The following is an 18,159-nucleotide window of genomic DNA, read 5'->3' on the forward strand; positions in this document are numbered from 1 at the left end:
AGACGAGAACGAAAAGGCCCCGCCCTGCCGAAGCAGGAGCGGGGCCTATTCGTGCGTCGCGAATTACTTCGCGGCGACCACCTGGAGGGTGATCACGGCGGTGACGTCGTCACGCAGGCGAACGGTCGCCTCGTGCTCGCCGACCGACTTGATCGAGGAGGTGATCTGGATCTTGCGCTTGTCGAGCTCGCCCAGGCCGGCAGCCTTGACGGCGTCGGCGACGTCGGCGGGCTTGACCGAACCGAAGAGGCGACCCTCGTTGCCGGCCTTGACGGCCAGCTTGACGGTGTTCGACTCGAGCGAGTTCTTCAGCGACACGGCCTCTTCGTGGTCGTGGATCGCGCGGGTCTCGCGGGCGGCGCGGATCGAAGCGACCTGCTTCTCGCCACCGCGGCTCCAGGCCACGGCGAAGCCCTGCGGGATGAGGTAGTTACGGGCGTACCCGTTCTTGACCTCGACAACATCACCGGCGCTACCGAGCCCGGTGACCTCATTCGTGAGAATCAGCTTTGCCATCGGGTGCTCCTTAGCGGCCGGCGCCGGCGTAGGGCAGGAGAGCCATCTCGCGCGCGTTCTTGATGGCGCGGGCGATCAGGCGCTGCTCCTGCACGGAGACACCGGTGATACGACGGGCGCGGATCTTGCCGCGCTCCGAGATGAACTTGCGGAGGGTTGCGACGTCCTTGTAGTCGATGACGCCGACGCGGATCGCCTTCGCGGGGGCTGCGTTCTTCGCGCCCTTCCGCGGCTTGCGGCGGTCGCCAGTGGCCTTTCCAGCCATGCTTCCTTCTTTCGTGTGGTTCGGATGCCGAGGCGGTCACGCGGACCGGGATGCGGCATCCGGAATTTCAGGGGGTCGTCGTGCTCGAGAGAGCGCGGCGAAGATCAGAACGGGGTGTCGTCGCCGTAGGAACCGGGAGTGCTCCACGCGTCAGCGCCGCTGTTGCCGCCGCCGTTGTTCGAACCGGGGGTCGACCACGGCTCGTCGTTCGACTGCTGCACCTGCGCGCGCTGGCCGCCTCCGCCACCCCCGCCGCCGCCGGCGGCACGGGTGACCTGAGCGGTCGCGTAGCGGAGCGAGGGTCCGATCTCATCGACTTCGAGTTCGATGGAGGTGCGGTTGTTGCCCTCGCGGTCCTGGTAGGAACGCTGCTTCAGACGACCGGTCGCGATGACACGGCTTCCCTTGGTCAGCGAACCGGCGACGTGCTCGGCGAATTCGCGCCACACCGAGGCGCGCAGGAAGAGCGCCTCGCCGTCCTTCCACTCGTTCGCCTGACGGTCGAACGTGCGGGGGGTCGACGCGATGGTGAAGTTCGCGACCGGGAGCCCGTTCTGCGTGTAGCGCAGCTCGGGGTCGGCCGTGAGGTTACCCACGACGGTGATGACGGTTTCGCCGGCCATCGTCGTTACTTCGCAGCCTTCTCGGCGGACTCGACCTTGCGGGGAGCGGCGGCCTTGCGGGCGGCCTTCTCCTCGGAGCGCTTGGCCTCGGCGGCGACCTGAGCGATCGCTTCTTCGGCGCGCAGGACCTTGGTGCGCATGATCTGCTCGTTCAGCTTCAGCTGACGGTCGAGCTCGGTCGTGGCCTCGCTGGTCGCGACGAAGTTGACGACGGCGTAGATGCCCTCGTTCTTCTTGCGGATCTCGTAGGCGAGACGACGGCGGCCCCAGATGTCGATCTTGTCGATGGTTCCTCCATCGGCCGTGATGACCTTGAGGAATCCGTCGAGCTTCGGAGCGACCTGGCGCTCGTCGACCTCGGGATCGAAGATGACCATGAGTTCGTACTGGTGCGTCACTAACCCACCTCCTTCGGACTAGAACGGCTGACGGGCATTTCCCGGCAGCAGGAGGGTGTGTTGCACGTCGTCGCGGACTCACACGCGCATGGGCGTAGCCGGACAACCTTCGTAGTCTAACGGATGCCGCCTCCCCCGGGGAATCCGGATCGATAGCCTGGGGAGCACCGACGACGGCAGGGGGCCGGGATGACGGGGATCCGACCGTTCGACGCGCGAGCGCTGCTGGCCGCGCCCGACCGCGCGGCGGCAAAGGCGTTCTCGAAGCGACTGCGCGACGAAGGGCGGCTGCCGGGCGGCTCGGCCGCGGCGATCCTCGGCTGGGTGCTCGCCTTCGTCCTCATCGGCGGCATCGGCATCGCGCTCGTGGTGACGCTGATCGTGCTGTCGACGGTGCTGCGCGAAGGCGCCCTGGTGGTCGGCCTGATCTTCGCGTTCCCCCTCGTCATCGGACTGGTCGGCCTGGTCGTCGCTCTGCTCTTCGGCATCCGCGGGCATCACCGGAGCGAAGAGAAGCGGTGGCGTCTGGCCGGGTTCGGTCGCGACGTGGGCATGGAGTACGTTCCGGCGGTGCGGGAGCCCGATCTTCCGGGCTCGCTCTTCTCGATCGGCTCCGGGCGCGTCGCATCGGACATCCTCCGCGGGCGCGAGCCGCGCTTCGTCGAAGTGGGCGACTACTCCTACGTGGTCAGCAACGGCAAGAATTCGCAGACCGTGCGGTGGGGCTACATCGCCATCCGGCTCGACGTCCCTCTGCCGCACATCGTCTTGGACGCCACCGCCAACGACGGCGTCTTCGGGTCGAATCTGCCCGTCTCACTCGCCCGCGGACAGCGACTGAGCCTCGAGGGCGACTTCGATCAGCACTTCCGACTGTTCTGCCCGCGGGGCTACGAACGCGATGCGCTCTACTTGTTCACCCCCGACGTCATGGCACGCTTCATCGACAACGCATCCGTCCTCGATGTCGAGATCGTCGACGACTGGCTGCTCCTGTACTCCCGCGAGGAGTTGTCGACGACGGACCCGGCCCGATGGGCGTGGGTGTTCTCCGTGATCTCCGCGCTGCTCGACAAACTCGACGGGTGGGCGCGCTGGCGAGACGATCGGATGCCAGTGGCTCCGCCCCCCTTCGAGGATCGGCGTCACGCGCTGCCCGCCGTCGACGTCGCGGCTCCCCCGCCGGGCGGATTCCCCGCCCGTCCGCAGGGCGGCGTCGCCCCACCGGGGCGGCGTCTGCGCCGCGCGAACCCGTGGATCGTCGTGGCGATCGTGCTCGGCATCCTGGGTCTCGGAGGTCTCGTCGTCACCGTGGTCCCGCTGCTGGTCCTCCTCGCCGCGTGAGGGGTCGGTACCTGCGGCTCGGTGACACACGTGCCGAGGACGAACGAAGATGAGGGCCGGATGAGAGTCTTGGCAACCCCTGGCCTCGTCCATGGAGCGTCGGTAGCTTTCCTTCGGTGGGTGCTCGTATCTCTTTCGATCCCGGGCAGATCTCCGCTGCCGCAGACCGCCTCGGCGTCGCCGCCGACAGCATCTCAGCCGAGTTGGACCGACTCGACGCAGAAGCCGACAAGCTGCGTTCGGCATGGAGCGGCGACGCGCGCGAGGCGTACAGCCGGGCGCACGACCAGTGGGCGACGAGCCTCCGAGCCCTACGCGGCATCTTCGCCGACGCGTCACGCGCGGGCCACGCGTCGTCCGAGCGCTACGCCGCCGCCCAGGCTGCGATCGAGCAGAGGTGGGCATGATGCCGACGCACGACCCCTCGAACGTCGGCGGCGCGCTGTCGCTGGTGATGTCCGCGGCAGGCGTGATCGCAGCGGGCATCTCGGCGCTGCAGCTCTTCCTGGCAGCGAGTCAGGGCAGTGCCAACAAGCTCGACGATCTCATCACTGCGATGCCCGAATGGAAGGCACCCAGCTTTGCAATTGTTCAGTAAGAAGAAGGCCCTCGCTCTCGTCGCGACGGGATCGGTCTTCATGGGACTCTCCGGCTGCAGCGCGCCCTCCGCGCAGCCCGATCCGACCGCCGTCGTACGGACCTATCTCGACGCGATCGCCGAAGGCGACGCTGCGACCGCAACGTCGATGGACCCCGCGTCGGTGGCCAGTGACGCCGACGCGGACGCGGAAGCCCTGCGCACGGATGCCGTCCTCCAGGGTGCGGTCGAGCGGATCACCGATGTCGAGGTGGACGCCGACGCGCGCACGGACGGCTCGAACGACGATGCGCGCCGAGTGACGTTCACCTACGAGCTCGCCGGGCAGCGCGTGTCATCGTCGCTGGCCGTGAGGTGGGATCAAGAGAAGGGCGACTGGTCTTTGACCGAGTCGGTCGCGGGCCGCCTTTTCGTTCAGGCGTCCGCGAGCGCCATCGACGCCGAGGTGATCGGCTACAGCGTGCCGGGGGCGACGGTGACGGTCTCCGATCCTCCGCGGCTTTTCCAGTGGGCCTATCCGGCGGTGTATGAGGTCACGCCCGACGTCGACGCGAACCTCCTCTCCGATCCGGATGCCGGCACGCAGACGGCGACGGTGTCGCCGACCGAGGACACCAAAGTCGATGTCGCGGTGACGAGCCTCCCGACGCCCGCGTCGTGAGCGCAACGGTCTGAACGGCCGCTCGCTCCCCCGAGGAATTCCCGGCCCCGCGTTAGGGTCTGACTCGGGGGTGCGACATGACAGACGCCACGACGTTCGATCCGACACCGCTGACCGCGCCGGTGGACCGCAAGGCGGCACAGGCCTTCTCTGCGCAGTTGCGGCGAGAGGGCAAGCTCGGCGGCACCCTCGTGCCGATCATCGTCTTCGCCCTCGTCGGCGCGGCGTTCCTGTTCATCGCGGTGCCCGTCTTCGCCACCGTCGCCTCCTCGATGTTCTCGAGAGGGAGTTCGGGACCGCTCCCGCTGCTGTTCGTCGTCTTCTTCCTCATCGTCGCCTCGTTCATCGTCGGCGCCATCGTGCGGGCGTTCGGGGGCGCGGCCGAGCGCCGTTACCGCCTCGACCGCTTCGCGCGCGCGAACGGGATGACCTGGCATCCGGGAATCGACGACCCCGCCCTTCCGGGCATGATCTTCGACCTCGGCCACGACCGCGAGTCACGCGACCTCGTGCGGGCGCAGAACCCCCGGTTCGTCGAGGTGGGCAACTACCGGTACGAGACCGGATCGGGCAAGAGCAAGCAGACGCACCGTTGGGGCTACGTCGCCGTCCGCCTCGACACTCCGCTCCCCCACATGGTTCTGGATGCCGTCGGCAACAACGGTCTGTTCGGCGCGTCGAATCTGCCGGTCACCTTCGGGCGCGGCCAGCGCTTGAGCCTCGAGGGCGACTTCGACCGGCACTTCGCCCTGTACTGCCCCGAGGGCTATGAACGCGACGCGCTGTACCTGTTCACGCCCGACGTCATGGCGCGCTTCATCGACAACGCCGCCGCCCTCGACGTCGAGATCATTGATGACTGGCTCTTCCTCTACGCGCGTCGCGACCTGTCGACCCTCGATCCGGCGACGTGGCGGTGGCTGTTCGCCACGGTGGCGGCGATCGACGACAAGCTCGCCCAGTGGGCGCGCTGGCGCGACGAACGCCTGGCCGCCGAGACGCCGTCGGCGGCGCCCACGGCGGGGGCGGCGGCATCCGGGATCCCCGGAGAGGCGTCGGCCCTGCTCACTCCCCCGCCGGTCGGGGTCGCGCGCGAGGGACGACGCCTGCGCCGCGGGTTCTCGTGGGTCGGCGGCGTGGTCGCCGTCCTCGCGATCGGGTGGTGGCTGCTGACGGTCGTGACCGACATCTTCGTGCGCTGACGCACGGCGACCCCGCGCCCGGTCGCGCCTCAGGCCCCGCGCGTGGTGCGCCAGAGCTCGCGGCGCGCCTCCTGCTCGACCGGGTCGGGCACGGGCAGCGACGCGAGCAGCCGCCGGGTGTAGTCGTCGCGCGGCTCTGTGAGCACCTGCACCGTCGTCCCCTGCTCCCGGATAACCCCCTGACGCAGCACCACGACGCGGTCGGCGACCTCGTCGACGACGGCGAGGTCGTGGCTGATGAACAGGCAGGCGAAGCCGAACTCGGCCTGCAGCTGCGCGAACAGCTGCAGCACGCGCGCCTGCACCGACACGTCGAGCGCCGAGGTCGGCTCGTCGGCGATGAGCAGCTTCGGGTCCAGCGCGAGGGCGCGCGCGAGCGACGCCCGCTGACGCTGACCGCCCGACAGCTCGTGCGGGTAGCGGTCTCCGAACGTCTGCGGCAGCTGCACCGCGTCGAGCAGCTCGTTCACCCGCTGCCGCGCCGCGCGGGCTCCAGAGGCGCGCTTGTGCACGATGAGGGGCTCGGCGATGCACTCCGCGATCGTCAGCAGCGGGTTGAAGCTCGTCGCCGGGTCCTGGAAGACGAACCCGATGTCGGGGCGCGTCCGGGCCAGGTGGCGGGGCTTGGCGCCGCGCATCTCGGTGCCGAGCACCTTCAGCGATCCGCCCACCACCGAGGTCAGGCCGACCATGGCGCGACCGATCGTGGTCTTGCCCGACCCCGACTCCCCCACCAGGCCCAGCACTTCGCCGGGGCCGATCCAGAAGTCCACACCCTTCACGGCGACGACCCCCGCGGAGCCGAAGCGCCCGGGATAGCCGATCTCGACCTTCTCGGCCACGACGAGACTGCCCTCGGGCGGAGAGGTCGGTGCGAGGGTGTCGAGCGACTGCCGCGCGCTCTTGCCGCGGCCGACGTGCGGCACGGCGGCGAGCAGCTCGCGGGTGTAGTCCTGCTGCGGTGCGGCGAACAGCTCGCGCACCGGGGCCTGCTCGACGATGTCGCCGCGGTACATCACGATGACGCGGTCGGCGAGGTCGGCGACGACGCCCATGTTGTGGGTGATGAGCACGATCGTCGCCCCGAACTCGTCGCGGCACGTGCGCAGCAGGTCGAGGATCTCGGCCTGCACGGTCACGTCGAGAGCGGTGGTGGGCTCGTCGGCGATGATCAGGCCGGCATCCAGCACCAGGGCCATCGCGATCACGACGCGCTGCTTCTGACCGCCGGAGAACTGGTGCGGGTAGTCGTCGACGCGCTTCTCGGGGTCGGGTATGCCGACCCGGCGCAGGATGTCGACCGCCTTGGCCTTCGCCTCGGCCTTCGAGAGCTTCTCGTGCGCGCGCAGGCCCTCGGCGATCTGCCACCCCACGGTGTAGACGGGGTTCAGCGCGGTCGACGGCTCCTGGAACACCATCGCCGCGTCACGGCCGCGCATCTCGCGCAACTGCGCGCCGGTGGCGTGCACGATGTCGGTCTCGCCGCCGTCGCGGCCGCGCACGATCACGGCGCCCGACAGGGTCGCGGTCTCGGGGAGCAGCCCCAGCAGCGTGTTCGCGGTGACGGTCTTGCCCGAGCCCGATTCGCCGACGATCGCGAGCACCTCTCCGGCGCGCGCGTCGAGCGAGATGCCGTTGATGGCGGCGACGGGGGCGCCGTCGGTGGCGAAGGTGACGCGCAGGTCGTCGATACGGGCGACGGATGCCGCGGTGCCGGTCATGAGGGGGTCCCGTCGGTCGTGTGGCCCGGGGTCGCGGTGGTCGACGCGTCGGCGGGAGCCGCGGAGGGGTCGACGGCCGTGATCGGAGCGGGGGCGCGCCCGGCGCGGCGGCGCGTGCGCAGGCGCGGGTCGCTGAGGTCGTTCAGGCTCTCGCCGACGAGCGTGATGCCCAGCACGGCGAGGACGATCGCGATCCCGGGCGGGATGGCCGTCCACCAGATGCCGCTCGTGACGTCGCTGACCGAGCGGTTGAGGTCGTAACCCCACTCGGCCGCGGCGGTGGCCTCGATGCCGAAGCCGAGGAAGCCGAGCCCCGCGAGGGTCAGCAGCGCCTCGGAGGCGTTGAGCGTCACCACGACGGGCAGCGAGCGCGTCGAGTTGCGCAGCACGTGGCGCAGCAGGATGCGCCCGGTCGGCACGCCGATCACGCGGGCGGACTCGACGAACGGCTCGGCCTTGACGCGCACCACCTCGGCGCGGATGACGCGGAAGTACTGCGGCACGAACACCACGGTGATCGAGATCGCGGTGGCGAGGATGCCGCCCCACAGGGTCGACTGCCCCCGCGTGATCGCGATCGACATGACGATCGCGAGCAGCAGCGAGGGGAAGGCGTAGATCGCGTCGCACAGCACCACGAGGATGCGGTCGAGCCAGCCGCCGAAGTAGCCGCCGACCAGACCGAGGAAGATGCCGAGGAAGATCGAGAACGCGATCGCGCACACGATCACCAGCAGCGCCGTCTGCGCTCCCCAGATCACGCGCGAGAGCACGTCGTACCCGCCGACGGTCGTGCCGAGCAGGTTCAGGGCGTCGGGCGCCTGCTGCGTCCCGAACTTCACCCCGTCGGCCTCCTGCTGCGCGAAGCCGTAGGGCGCGAGCAGCGGGGCGAAGACCGCGATGATCACGAACACCGTCGTGATGACCAGGCCCAGCACGAGCATCCCGCGCTGCAGGCCGACGCTGCGGCGCAGGTGCGAGACGACCGGCAGGCGATCGCGCAGCGGGACCTTGCGCTCGGTCAGGGCGGTGGGCGTCGTGGCATCCGACATGTCAGTACCTCACTCGCGGGTCGATGATCGCCGCGATGACGTCGACGAGGAAGTTCGTGAAGGCGACCAGCACCGCGATCATCACGACGATGCCCTGCACGGCGACGAAGTCGCGGGCCTTGAGGTATTCGCTGAGCATGAAGCCCAGTCCCTTCCACTCGAACGTCGTCTCGGTCAGCACCGCGCCCGACAGCAGCAGGGCGATCTGCAGGCCGATGACTGTGATGATCGGGATGAGCGCGGGCCGGTAGGCGTGCTTGGTGACCAGGCGGTACTCCCCCACGCCGCGCGAGCGCGCCGAGGTGACGTACTGCGACCCCAGCGTGCCGATGACGTTGGTGCGCACGAGCCGCAGGAAGATTCCCGCGGTCAGGATGCCGAGGGCCACACCGGGCAGGATCGCGTGGATCAGCACGTCGCCCACCGCGGCACCGTCGCCGAGGCGGATCGCGTCGAGCAGGTAGATGCCGCTCGGGGAATCCAGTGTCGCCAGCTTCAGCTCGGTGCGGGTGTTCGCTCGCCCGGCGACCGGCAGCACGCTCAGCCACACCGCGAACACGAGCTTGAGCAGCAGGCCGACGAAGAAGATGGGGGTCGCGTAGCCGAGGATCGCGCCGATGCGCAGCGTCGCATCCTGCCAGCGATCGCGGCGGTACGCGGCGATGAGACCGAACGGGATGCCGATCAGCAGCGCCACGACGAGGGCGTAGATCGCCAGCTCGAGCGTGGCCGACCCGTACTGCAGGAGGATGCCGATGACCGGGCGGTTGTCGGTGATGGTGGTGCCGAAGTCGCCCCGCAGCACCCCCCAGATGTACTCGAAGTACTGCTGGTAGAGGGGGCGGTCGTACCCGGCGGCGGCGATGCGCTCCGCGAGTTGCTCGGGAGGGAGGCGCCCGCCGAGAGCGGCCGTGATCGGGTCGCCGGTGACCCGCATGAGCAGGAACACGACGGTCACGAGGATGAAGACCGTGGGGATGATCAGGAGGAGTCGGACGAGGATGTAGCGCCAGAGGCCGCCGCCTTTCGGGGCGGCGGGCGCGGCGATGACGGGGGCGTCGACGGCGGTGGCCATGAGGACCTAACTGGGGAACGGAAAGCGGCGGGTACCCGGTCCATCCACGGAGGGACCGGGCACCCGCCGATCGATTACTTGTGCAGCGGGGCGTAGCGGAACTTGAAGGATCCGTCGAGGACGGCGCCCTCCACGCTCGAGCCCACGACCGCGACCTGCTTGCCCTGGAGCAGGGGCAGCGTCGACAGGTCGGCGGCCACCTTGTCCTGGATCTCGCCGAGCTGCTGCTCGCGCGTGGACTTGTCGGTCTGCGTCGCCTCTTCGACGAGAAGCTTCTGCACCTCGGCGTTGTCGTAGTGGTTGCCGAGGAAGTTGTCCGCCGAGAAGAACGGGGTCAGGTAGTTGTCGGCATCCGAGTAGTCCGGGAACCAGCCGAGCTGGTATGCGGGGTAGACGTCGGCCGTACGGTCCTTGGAGTACTGCACCCACTCGGTCTGCGCGAGGTTGACGGTGAACAGACCGTCCTCCTCGAGCTGCGCCTTCACGGCGGCGTACTCGTCACCCGACGAGGGGCCGTAGTGGTCGCCATTGTATTGCAGGTTCAGCGTGACGGGCGTCGAGACACCGGCAGCCTCGAGCGTCGCCTTCGCCTTCGCGGCGTCGGGCGCTCCGCTGCCGTCGCCGTACAGGCCCTTGAGGGCTTCGTTGGCGCCCGCGACACCCTGCGGCACGTAGGAGTAGAGCGGCGAGTAGGTGTCCTTGTACACGTCGGTCGCGATCGACTGACGGTCGATCAGGTCGGCCGCCGCCTGGCGCACCGCGAGCGACTTGGCCGCGTCGGCCTCGGGCGTCGTCGCGCCGTAGGGCATCGTGTCGAAGTTGAACACGATGTAGCGGATCTCGCCGCCGGGGCCGTCGACGATCTTGACCGCGTCGTTCGACGACAGGTCGGCGATGTCGGTCGCGCTCAGGCTGCGGAAGGCCACGTCGATCGCGCCGGACTGCACGTCGAGCTTCAGGTTCGAGGCGTCGGCGTAGTACTTCGCCGAGATCCCGCCGTTCGCGGGCTTCGGCAGCGAGCCCTGGTAGTCGGCGTAGGGCGCGTACGAGATGAGCTCGTTCTGCTTGTACGACTCGATCGTGTACTGACCGGCGAAGGGCTTGGCCTCGACGATGGTGTCGTCGGGGGTGACCGCGTCGGCCGAGAAGACCTCTTCGTCGACGATGGGAGCCGCGGGGCTCGACAGGATCTGGGGCCAGATCTGGTCGTTGCCGTTCTTCAGGGTGAACACGACGGTGGTGTCGTCGGGCGTGGCGACGCTGTCGAGGTTGCCGAGCAGCGAGGACGGGCCGTTGGGGTCGGCGATGGTCACCTGGCGGTCGAACGAGAACTTCACGTCCGACGAGGTCAGGTCGTGGCCGTTGGCGAACTTCAGGCCCGACTTCAGCTTCACGGTGTACTCGGTCGGCGAGGTGAACTCGGCCGACTCGGCGATGTCGGGCGTGACGTCCGAGGTGCCGTACTGGCTGTTCAGGAGGAAGGGGTAGACCTGGTTCATCACGGCGAACGAGCCGTTGTCGTACGAGCCGGCCGGGTCGATCGAGCTGATCTTGTCGGTCGTGCCGACCACGAGCGGGTCGGTCGAGCCGCCCTCGGAGCCGGTGTCTCCGCCGCCGGCGGAGCAGCCGGCCAGGACGAGTGCCGAGGCGCCGAGAGCGCCGAGGGCGAGACCGAGACGGCCTCGACCACTGGTGTGCAGTGTCATTGCGTTACCTCTGCTGTGAAGTGTCGATCGCGACAAATGCCGCCATCCTTCGGACATCTTTGTCCTCGGCGGGCCTGTCACCAACTGCTCCGAGGTTTTTTAACGTTACCGAAACTCGCGGCAGAAGTCGGATTTCTTCCGGCGCGGTCTCACACTGCCCCGAAGATCTCCGCGGGGGAGCGCTCCCGACACCGAGCCGTCGCGGTCAGTGCGCCGACCAGCCGCCGTCCATGACGTAACTGGTGCCCGTGACCATCGCGGCATCCGGACCCGCAAGCCAGAGGGCGAGGGAGGCGACCTCGCTCGGCTCGACGAGCCTCTTGATCGCGGCATCCTGCAGCAGCACCGTCTCGAGCACCTCGGACTCCGGGATGCCGTGCGCCCGCGCCTGATCGGCGAGCTGCTTCTCCACGAGCGGCGAGCGCACGTATCCGGGGTCGATGCAGACGCTGGTGACCCCGCGCGGTCCCCCCTCGAGGGCCGTCGTCTTGGACAGCCCCTCCAGCCCGTGCTTCGCCGTGACGTAGGCGGCCTTGTATGCCGATGCGCGTATACCGTGCACGCTCGACACGTTGAGCACCCGCCCGAACCCTCGCTCGTACATGCCGGGGAGGGCCGCGCGGATGAGGAGGAACGGCGCTTCGAGCATCAGGCGCAGCATGAACGAGAAGCGCTCGGGGGCGAAGTCCTCGATCGGGCTGACGTGCTGGATGCCGGCGTTGTTGACGAGGATGTCGACGTCGAGGCTCAGGTCGGCGAGGGCGGCGGTGTCGGACAGGTCGACCGCCCACGCGCGGCCGCCGATCTCGTCGGCGAGCGCCTGTGCACCCTCGGCGTTCAGATCGGCGACCGTCACCGTGGCGCCGGCCTCGGCGAACGCCCGCGCGATCGCCGCACCGATGCCGCTGGCACCGCCGGTGACGAGGGCGCGGCGTCCGCTGAGGTCGATGCTCATGGCTCCTACTTCCCCCGCGCGGCGCGCTCGGCGTCCGCGGCGTCGATGTCGCGCAGCGAGATGCCGCGCGTCTCCTTCAGCGACAGTACGGCGATCGAGGTGATCACGCAGGCCCCCACGATGTACAGGGCGATCGGCAGCCACGACCCGAAGTCCTTGAGCCACTGCGTCGCGAGGATCGGGGCGAGCGAGCCGGCGAGGATCGCCGTGACCTGGGCGCCGAGCGAGACGCCCGAGTAACGCATGCGCGTCGGGAACAGCTCGGCCATGACCGCCGGCTGCGGCGCGTACATGCCGGCGTGGAACACGAGGCCCAGCGCCACCGCCGCGACGATGACGACCGGGTTCAGCGTGTCGAACATCGGGAAGGCGAAGAAGGCCCACGTCGCGCTGAGGATCGCGCCGGTGAGGTACACGGGCTTGCGGCCGATGCGGTCGGCCAGGCGCCCGATCGGGGGGATCACGGCGAAATGGATGATGTGCGCGATCAGCAGCGCGAGCAGCAGCTGGCTGGTGTCGTAGGAGTGCACGACCTTGAGGTAGACGATCGAGAAGCTGACGACGATGTAGTAGACGATGTTCTCCGCGAAGCGCACGCCCATGGCCTGGACGACACCCTTCGGGTAGCGGCGCAGCACCTCGACGACACCGAACGACGTCGCCTTCTCCTGCTCGACCTGCTTCTTCGCCTCGAGGAAGATCGGGGCCTCCTCGACGTGCGTGCGGATGTAGAAGCCGACCAGCACGATCACGGCGGAGAGCCAGAACGCGACGCGCCAGCCCCAGTCGAGGAAGGCGGCGGGGGAGAGGATGAACGACATCACCAGCAGCACGGTCGTGGCCAGCAGGTTGCCGACGGGGACGGCGGCCTGCGGCCAGCTCGCCCAGAACGCACGCGAGCGGTTCGGGCTCTGCTCCGCGACCAGGAGGACGGCACCGCCCCATTCCCCGCCTACGGCGAAGCCCTGGATGAAGCGCAGGGCCACGAGCATCGCCGGGGCCCAGTAGCCGACGGAGGCGAAGCCCGGGAGGCATCCCATCAGGAACGTCGCGGCACCGACGATGATGATCGTCGCCTGCAGGGTGGGCTTGCGGCCGAAGCGGTCGCCGATCTGCCCGAAGACGATGCCGCCCAGGGGGCGCGCGACGAACCCGACCGCGTATGTGACGAAGGCGGCGATGATGCCGTCGAGCGGAGAGCCCGACGACGGGAAGAAGAACGTGCCGAACACGAGGCTGGCGGCCGTGGCGTAGAGGAAGAACTCGTACCACTCCACGACCGTTCCGGCCATCGACGCGGCGACGACCCTCTTGATCCTGCTCGTGGGGGCGTCGGGGGAGGCGTTCGCGGTGCGCTGCTGCGCGGCGGGGGATTCCATGCTGGCTCCTTCGGTGTCGACGGTGACATCCGGTGACGAGTCTGCGGGCGTCCGGAGATTGCGACAATGCCCATTCGTGCTCGCGCGCTGTGCACAATTGCACAATGGATGCCATCACCGCACGCGCCGACGACCTGCTCATGCTCCTGGCGGTCGCGCGAACGGGCACCTACAGCGCCGCGGCGCAGGTACGCGGCGTCGACCACACCACCATCGCCCGCCGCATCGCGGCGCTCGAGGACGCCCTCGGGGGCCGCGTCGTCGCCCAATCGGGCCGCGGGTGGGAACTCACCTCCCTCGGCCGCCGCGCGACGGAGGCCGCCGGGCGCATCGAAGCGGCCATGACGCAGCTGGCCGCCGGGGGAGAGGAACCCGACCCCGTCGCCGGCGTCGTCCGTATGTCGGCGACCGACGGCTTCAGCGCGTTCATCGCGGCCCCCGCGATCGCCCGCTTGCGCGAGCGGCATCCCGACCTCGTCGTCGAGATCGTCGCCGCGCAGCGCCGCGCGGCCCTGCACCGGCCCGGTCTCGACCTCGAGGTGGTGGTCGGTCGTCCCCAGACCTCGCGAGGGACGACAGTCGAGCTCGGCTCGTACACGCTCGGCATGTACGCCTCGCGCGCCTACCTCGCCGAGCACGGGGAACCGCGCGACATGGACGAGCTACAGACGCACCGCCTGGTCTACTTCGTCGACGCGATGCTGCAGGTCGAGGCGCTCGACCTGCCCCGCCGGGTGGTCCCACGCATGCGCGACGGCGTCACCTCGACGAACGTGCTCGTGCAGGTGGAGGCCACGCGCGCCGGGGCGGGCATCGGCATGCTCCCGTGCTTCGTCGCCGACCGCCACGACGATCTCGTGCGGCTGCTGCCGCAGCTCGTGACCGAGCGTCTGCCGTACTGGATGGTGATCCGCGCGGATTCGCTCCGGATCCCCGCCGTCGCCGCCCTCGCCGACGCCCTGCGCGAGCAGACGGCGCGCTCGCGGACGATGCTCGACGGACGGGCCTGAGCCCGGTTCAGCGGGAGACCGGCTGCGCTCCGAGGTCGTGCAGCTCCGCGGCGGCGCGCGCGCCCGTGCGCAGCCCGAGCCGCGGCGCGACCTCCGCGGCCAGCAGCTCGATCGAACGGAGCGTGATGTCGGCGGCCGGATCGACGGAATGCACCTGGAACGCCACGTCCGTGGCGAGGGAGAGGGTCCGGTCGGCGGAGAGCGATGCGACGACCTGCTCGACCGTCCCGAGGTGGGTGTCGGTCGACCGCGCGAGGTCGCGGAGATCGCCCTCCGCATTCCTCTTGAGGAATGTGCGGGTCAGACGCCGGACGCCGTGATCCGCCGCCCTCCAGGTCTCGTCGAGGCGGTCGGCATCCACCACCACCGCGGTGCGCGAGGCCAGGATGCGAGGCGCAACGCCGTCGGGCAGGGCGGCGAGATAGGCCTCGACGATGGGCACCTGCACCTCGTGCAGCGCCTGCCCCTCGTCGCGCGGCTGCGTGCGGGACAGCAGCAGACCGTCGCCCGCGAGCCCCGCGCGGCGGCCCCCGTCGACCGAGAAGGTCGCCTGCCAGAGCCGGCCGCCGAGGTGGGGTGCGGCGGGGTTGAGACGCAGATCGGTGTTCCGGATGCCGCGACCGCCGAACGCGTCGCGCAGCACCGTCACGTGCGCAGCCTGGATCTCGCGCCGATCGTCGGAGGAACGCTCGAACGCGGCGAACGACGACGGGGTCCCGCCCGTCCCGATACCGAGCTGCACGCGGCCCCCGCTCAGGGCGTCGACGACGGCGGCATCCTCCGCCACCCGCACCGGCTCATCGAGGGGGAGGGTCACGATGCCGGTGCCGAGCGCGATGCGCTGCGTCTGCACGGCCGCGGCGGCGAGGAAGGGGAACGGAGACGGCAATCCGCCCTCGTCGCGGTCGAAATGATGCTGAGCGACCCACGCCGACGCGAACCCGTTCTGCTCCGCGGCACGTACCTGCGCGAGCGCCGCGCGGTATCGCTCGCCGTCGGTCCCGGCATCCAGAAGCCGCGTGAAGAACCCGAGCCGTGCGCCGGTCATCCGCCATCCTCTCCGACGCATTCCCGTCACGGAATGCCGTCACCCTCCAGGCTAGGACCGTTCGGAGAGAGGGCGACCGGATGCCGGCGACTCCCACGCTCCTCTCAGCGCGATGCGACGTCGATGGGGTCGCCGGTGCGGGCGAGGTCGGCCTCGATCTCGCGCACGATCGGGATCACCGTCTCACCGAAGCGCTCGAGTTCTTCCTGGAAGTGCAGAAAGCCCAGCAGGAACAGATCGACCCCGCGCTTCTTGTAGGCGATGATGCGCTCCGCGATCTGCTGGGCGTCGCCGAACAGCTGCGTGCGGAAGCCGTCGTTGTACTGCACGAGGTCGTCGAGGGTCGAGTCGGCCCACATCCCCTTGCCGTCTTTCGTGGAGGCGCCAGCTTCCTGCACGCTCTTGCGGAACCCGTCGACCGCGCCGCCGTCGGCGTGGGCGATGATCTCGCGCAGCTGCGCCTCGGCCTCGGCGCGGGAGTCGCGCTGGATGACGAAGCCGTTGAGCCCGAAGCGCGTACGGCGCCCGTGCTCGGCGGCGATGCGCGTGACGTCGTCGTACTGCTCGGTGAAGCCGTCGAAGTCCTTGCCGTTCGAGAAGTACCAGTCGGAGTACGCGCCGCCGTTGAACCGGGCCGCCGTGGAGTTGCCGCCCTGGAAGATGTCGGGGTGAGCGCGTCCCGGCACCTCGTACGGGAACGGACGCAGGGTGAAGTCGGTGATGTCGTAGTACTTCCCGTGGAATGAGAACTTCTCCTGCGTCCACAACCCGCGCAGCACCTGGATGAACTCAGCCGCACGCTCGTACCGCTCGTCGTGCTCGAGCCACTCGAGGCCGAGGTCGGTGTACTCGTCTTTGAACCATCCGCTGACGACGTTGACCGCCGCACGCCCGTGCGAGAACTGATCGGCGGTGTTGATGAACTTCGCCAGGACCGCCGGATGCCAGATCCCGGGGTGGATCGCCGAGATGACCTTGAGCTTCTCGGTGTTCAGCAGCAGCGCGAGGCTGATGGAGGTCGACTCGTGCTGCTGCGCGGCGCCGTAGCTCGAGGCGTAACGCACCTGGCTGAGGGCGTATTCGAAGCCGACGCGCTCCGCGGTCTGCGCCAGCTTCACGTTGTAGTCGTAGCCCCAGTCGGTGCGCTGCTCGATCGAGCTGATCACGAGCCCGCCGCTGACGTTGGGCACCCAGTAGGCGAACTTCAGCGGCTCGTGGGTGGGCGTGGTCTCGGTCATGGGGTCCTCCTGGCGGGATCGGAACCCGGCTACCGTCGCACCGGTCCGACGCACCGTCAACGACATGTGACGGACCGTTTCGTCGTGTGACGCCGACGGACGCGCTCCGGGCGAGGATGGAGCGCATGACCTCTCCTCAACGCGTGCGTTTCGGCTACTGGACCCCGATCTTCGGCGGCTGGCTGCGCAACGTCGACGACGAGCACACGCCCGTCTCGTTCGCGCACATCGCCGAGATCGCGCGGGCCGCGGAGGAGGGCGGGTTCGACCTGACGCTCATCCCCGAGCTCAACCTCAACGACATCAAGGGCGTCGAAGCGCCCTCGCTCGATGCCTGGGCCGTCACCGCCGGTCTCGCCGCGGTGACGTCGAAGCTCGAGCTGATGACCGCTGTCCGCCCCGGTTTCCACAACCCGTTCCACACCGCGAAGCAGGCCGCGACGATCGACGAGATCAGCGGCGGCCGGTTCACCCTGAACGTCGTGTCGGCCTGGTGGGCCGAGGAGGCCAAGCAGTACGACGGCCTCTTCAGCGCGCACGACGACCGCTACGCCCGCACGATCGAGTGGGTCGAGGTGCTGCGGGGCCTGTGGTCTCAGACGCCCTTCGCCTACGAGGGCGAGTACTACCGCACCGAGGGGACGTACACCGAGCCGAAGCCGCGGGTCGTGCCGCGCCTGTACGCCGGGGGCGAGAGCGAGGCCGGGCGCACCGCGATCACCCGCTACGCCGACGCGTACCTCACCCACGGGGGCACCCTCGAGGAGCTCGAGACGAAGGTGGCCGACATGCGCCGTCGCCGTGCCGAGGCCGGTTCCGCGCCGTTCGAAGCCTTCGGCATGGCGGCGTACGGCATCGTCCGCGACACCGAGGAGGAGGCGCAGGCCGAGGTGGAACGCATCACCGACGTGCGCGGGGGAGCGGCCTACGGCTCGTACCAGGACTTCGTCAGCAAGTCGAAGCTCGACACCCAGGTCGACCTCAAGGAGTACTCGGTCTCGAACCGAGGCCTGCGCCCGAACCTCGTCGGAACCCCCGATCAGGTCGCGGAACGCATCGTCGCGTTCGCGAACGTCGGCGTCTCGACCCTGCTCCTGCAGTTCTCTCCGCACCTGCCCGAGATGCAGCGGTTCGCGGCCGAGGTCATCCCGCGCGTGCGCCGTCTTGAGGCGCAGCGCGACTCCTGACGAACGCCGTCGCGGTCTGAGCAACGCGAGGTGGCTGAGCGACGCGAGGTGGCTGAGCGACGCGAGGTGGCTGAGCCCGCGTGCGAGGTGGCTGAGCGACGCGAGGTGGCTGAGCCCGTCGAAGCCACCGCCCCACCGCACCCTCGGACCCTTCGAAAAGCTCAGGGCCCCGGAACGCCCG

At 69.4% G+C, this 18,159-nt stretch carries 19 protein-coding genes; 7 read left to right on the top strand and 12 right to left on the bottom strand.

Translation table 11 applies throughout. The features are described 5' to 3' along the window. Window positions 1-63: 63 nt before the first annotated feature. The 4 genes from rplI to rpsF all read right to left on the bottom strand — a co-directional run bounded on the left by rplI (window position 64) and on the right by rpsF (window position 1,802). Complete coding sequence (rplI, locus tag AB1K56_RS13185; protein WP_136586419.1) at window positions 64-516, bottom strand: 50S ribosomal protein L9; 453 nt, start codon at window positions 514-516, stop codon at window positions 64-66. A 10-nt stretch (window positions 517-526) separates the two neighbouring features. Further along, window positions 527-781 (bottom strand): 30S ribosomal protein S18, encoded by a 255-nt coding sequence (gene rpsR / locus AB1K56_RS13190; RefSeq protein ID WP_013584646.1) that lies wholly within the window; start codon window positions 779-781, stop codon window positions 527-529. A gap of 104 nt (window positions 782-885) precedes the next feature. Continuing rightward, on the bottom strand, window positions 886-1,404 hold the full coding sequence (locus AB1K56_RS13195) for a single-stranded DNA-binding protein (protein ID WP_076673071.1): 519 nt from the start codon (window positions 1,402-1,404) through the stop codon (window positions 886-888). Between the two features lie 5 nt (window positions 1,405-1,409). Beyond that, on the bottom strand, window positions 1,410-1,802 hold the full coding sequence (gene rpsF / locus AB1K56_RS13200) for a 30S ribosomal protein S6 (protein ID WP_371206025.1): 393 nt from the start codon (window positions 1,800-1,802) through the stop codon (window positions 1,410-1,412). Between the two features lie 189 nt (window positions 1,803-1,991). Here rpsF and AB1K56_RS13205 point away from each other — a divergent pair, with 189 nt between their 5' ends. The 5 genes from AB1K56_RS13205 (at window position 1,992) to AB1K56_RS13225 (ending at window position 5,607) form a co-directional block, all read left to right on the top strand. Continuing rightward, on the top strand, window positions 1,992-3,146 hold the full coding sequence (locus AB1K56_RS13205; protein WP_371206026.1) for a hypothetical protein: 1,155 nt from the start codon (window positions 1,992-1,994) through the stop codon (window positions 3,144-3,146). A gap of 116 nt (window positions 3,147-3,262) precedes the next feature. After that, window positions 3,263-3,553 (top strand): WXG100 family type VII secretion target, encoded by a 291-nt coding sequence (locus AB1K56_RS13210; RefSeq protein ID WP_371206027.1) that lies wholly within the window; start codon window positions 3,263-3,265, stop codon window positions 3,551-3,553. Beyond that, a complete protein-coding gene (locus AB1K56_RS13215; protein WP_371206028.1) occupies window positions 3,553-3,744 on the top strand; it encodes a hypothetical protein in 192 nt (63 codons plus the stop codon). Before AB1K56_RS13210 ends, AB1K56_RS13215 begins: the two co-directional genes overlap by 1 nt. After that, entirely contained in the window at window positions 3,728-4,405 is a 678-nt protein-coding gene (locus AB1K56_RS13220; protein WP_371206029.1) for a hypothetical protein, read from the top strand. The genes AB1K56_RS13215 and AB1K56_RS13220 overlap by 17 nt, the downstream gene beginning before the upstream one ends. Before the next feature lie 77 nt (window positions 4,406-4,482). Next, on the top strand, window positions 4,483-5,607 hold the full coding sequence (locus AB1K56_RS13225) for a hypothetical protein (RefSeq protein WP_371206030.1): 1,125 nt from the start codon (window positions 4,483-4,485) through the stop codon (window positions 5,605-5,607). 29 nt (window positions 5,608-5,636) lie between these two features. Here AB1K56_RS13225 and AB1K56_RS13230 read toward each other — a convergent pair whose 3' ends face one another. The 6 genes from AB1K56_RS13230 to AB1K56_RS13255 form a co-directional block, all read right to left on the bottom strand. Beyond that, a complete protein-coding gene (locus tag AB1K56_RS13230) occupies window positions 5,637-7,328 on the bottom strand; it encodes a dipeptide ABC transporter ATP-binding protein (protein ID WP_371206031.1) in 1,692 nt (563 codons plus the stop codon). Continuing rightward, window positions 7,325-8,380, bottom strand: coding sequence for an ABC transporter permease (locus AB1K56_RS13235; RefSeq protein ID WP_371206032.1), 1,056 nt, complete (start codon window positions 8,378-8,380; stop codon window positions 7,325-7,327). The genes AB1K56_RS13230 and AB1K56_RS13235 overlap by 4 nt, the downstream gene beginning before the upstream one ends. Window position 8,381: 1 nt before the next feature. Then, the gene (locus tag AB1K56_RS13240; protein ID WP_264629535.1) at window positions 8,382-9,455 is read right to left on the bottom strand and encodes an ABC transporter permease; all 1,074 of its coding nucleotides are present in this window, start codon (window positions 9,453-9,455) and stop codon (window positions 8,382-8,384) included. 74 nt (window positions 9,456-9,529) lie between these two features. Continuing rightward, the gene (locus tag AB1K56_RS13245) at window positions 9,530-11,161 is read right to left on the bottom strand and encodes an ABC transporter substrate-binding protein (RefSeq protein WP_371206033.1); all 1,632 of its coding nucleotides are present in this window, start codon (window positions 11,159-11,161) and stop codon (window positions 9,530-9,532) included. A gap of 205 nt (window positions 11,162-11,366) precedes the next feature. Continuing rightward, complete coding sequence (locus AB1K56_RS13250) at window positions 11,367-12,116, bottom strand: 3-hydroxybutyrate dehydrogenase (RefSeq protein ID WP_371206034.1); 750 nt, start codon at window positions 12,114-12,116, stop codon at window positions 11,367-11,369. Between the two features lie 5 nt (window positions 12,117-12,121). Further along, window positions 12,122-13,495 (bottom strand): MFS transporter, encoded by a 1,374-nt coding sequence (locus tag AB1K56_RS13255; RefSeq protein WP_371206035.1) that lies wholly within the window; start codon window positions 13,493-13,495, stop codon window positions 12,122-12,124. Between the two features lie 104 nt (window positions 13,496-13,599). Here AB1K56_RS13255 and AB1K56_RS13260 point away from each other — a divergent pair, with 104 nt between their 5' ends. Continuing rightward, a complete protein-coding gene (locus tag AB1K56_RS13260) occupies window positions 13,600-14,505 on the top strand; it encodes a LysR family transcriptional regulator (protein ID WP_371206036.1) in 906 nt (301 codons plus the stop codon). A 7-nt stretch (window positions 14,506-14,512) separates the two neighbouring features. Here AB1K56_RS13260 and AB1K56_RS13265 read toward each other — a convergent pair whose 3' ends face one another. Further along, entirely contained in the window at window positions 14,513-15,553 is a 1,041-nt protein-coding gene (locus AB1K56_RS13265) for a putative FMN-dependent luciferase-like monooxygenase (protein ID WP_371206037.1), read from the bottom strand. A gap of 104 nt (window positions 15,554-15,657) precedes the next feature. Beyond that, a complete protein-coding gene (sfnG, locus tag AB1K56_RS13270; RefSeq protein ID WP_371206038.1) occupies window positions 15,658-16,791 on the bottom strand; it encodes a dimethylsulfone monooxygenase SfnG in 1,134 nt (377 codons plus the stop codon). 125 nt (window positions 16,792-16,916) lie between these two features. On the opposite strand from sfnG, the gene AB1K56_RS13275 reads away from it, so the two are divergent. Continuing rightward, the gene (locus AB1K56_RS13275) at window positions 16,917-17,978 is read left to right on the top strand and encodes an LLM class flavin-dependent oxidoreductase (RefSeq protein ID WP_371206039.1); all 1,062 of its coding nucleotides are present in this window, start codon (window positions 16,917-16,919) and stop codon (window positions 17,976-17,978) included. The last annotated feature ends 181 nt before the right edge of the window (window positions 17,979-18,159 follow it).

The sequence above is a fragment of the Microbacterium sp. BWR-S6Y genome (assembly GCF_041379845.1).
GTDB lineage: Bacteria > Actinomycetota > Actinomycetes > Actinomycetales > Microbacteriaceae > Microbacterium > Microbacterium hydrothermale.

Excerpts from the sequence above, each read along its gene's own strand:
- AB1K56_RS13225 (WP_371206030.1), top strand. The coding sequence starts at position 4,483 with ATGACAGACGCCACGACGTTCGATCCGACACCGCTGACCGCGCCGGTG.
- AB1K56_RS13195 (WP_076673071.1), bottom strand. The coding sequence starts at position 1,404 with ATGGCCGGCGAAACCGTCATCACCGTCGTGGGTAACCTCACGGCCGAC.
- rpsR (WP_013584646.1), bottom strand. The coding sequence starts at position 781 with ATGGCTGGAAAGGCCACTGGCGACCGCCGCAAGCCGCGGAAGGGCGCG.
- rplI (WP_136586419.1), bottom strand. The coding sequence starts at position 516 with ATGGCAAAGCTGATTCTCACGAATGAGGTCACCGGGCTCGGTAGCGCC.
- AB1K56_RS13265 (WP_371206037.1), bottom strand. The coding sequence starts at position 15,553 with ATGACCGGCGCACGGCTCGGGTTCTTCACGCGGCTTCTGGATGCCGGG.
- AB1K56_RS13205 (WP_371206026.1), top strand. The coding sequence starts at position 1,992 with ATGACGGGGATCCGACCGTTCGACGCGCGAGCGCTGCTGGCCGCGCCC.
- AB1K56_RS13260 (WP_371206036.1), top strand. The coding sequence starts at position 13,600 with ATGGATGCCATCACCGCACGCGCCGACGACCTGCTCATGCTCCTGGCG.
- sfnG (WP_371206038.1), bottom strand. The coding sequence starts at position 16,791 with ATGACCGAGACCACGCCCACCCACGAGCCGCTGAAGTTCGCCTACTGG.
- AB1K56_RS13215 (WP_371206028.1), top strand. The coding sequence starts at position 3,553 with ATGCCGACGCACGACCCCTCGAACGTCGGCGGCGCGCTGTCGCTGGTG.
- AB1K56_RS13250 (WP_371206034.1), bottom strand. The coding sequence starts at position 12,116 with ATGAGCATCGACCTCAGCGGACGCCGCGCCCTCGTCACCGGCGGTGCC.
- AB1K56_RS13275 (WP_371206039.1), top strand. The coding sequence starts at position 16,917 with ATGACCTCTCCTCAACGCGTGCGTTTCGGCTACTGGACCCCGATCTTC.
- AB1K56_RS13230 (WP_371206031.1), bottom strand. The coding sequence starts at position 7,328 with ATGACCGGCACCGCGGCATCCGTCGCCCGTATCGACGACCTGCGCGTC.
- AB1K56_RS13235 (WP_371206032.1), bottom strand. The coding sequence starts at position 8,380 with ATGTCGGATGCCACGACGCCCACCGCCCTGACCGAGCGCAAGGTCCCG.
- AB1K56_RS13255 (WP_371206035.1), bottom strand. The coding sequence starts at position 13,495 with ATGGAATCCCCCGCCGCGCAGCAGCGCACCGCGAACGCCTCCCCCGAC.
- AB1K56_RS13240 (WP_264629535.1), bottom strand. The coding sequence starts at position 9,455 with ATGGCCACCGCCGTCGACGCCCCCGTCATCGCCGCGCCCGCCGCCCCG.
- AB1K56_RS13245 (WP_371206033.1), bottom strand. The coding sequence starts at position 11,161 with ATGACACTGCACACCAGTGGTCGAGGCCGTCTCGGTCTCGCCCTCGGC.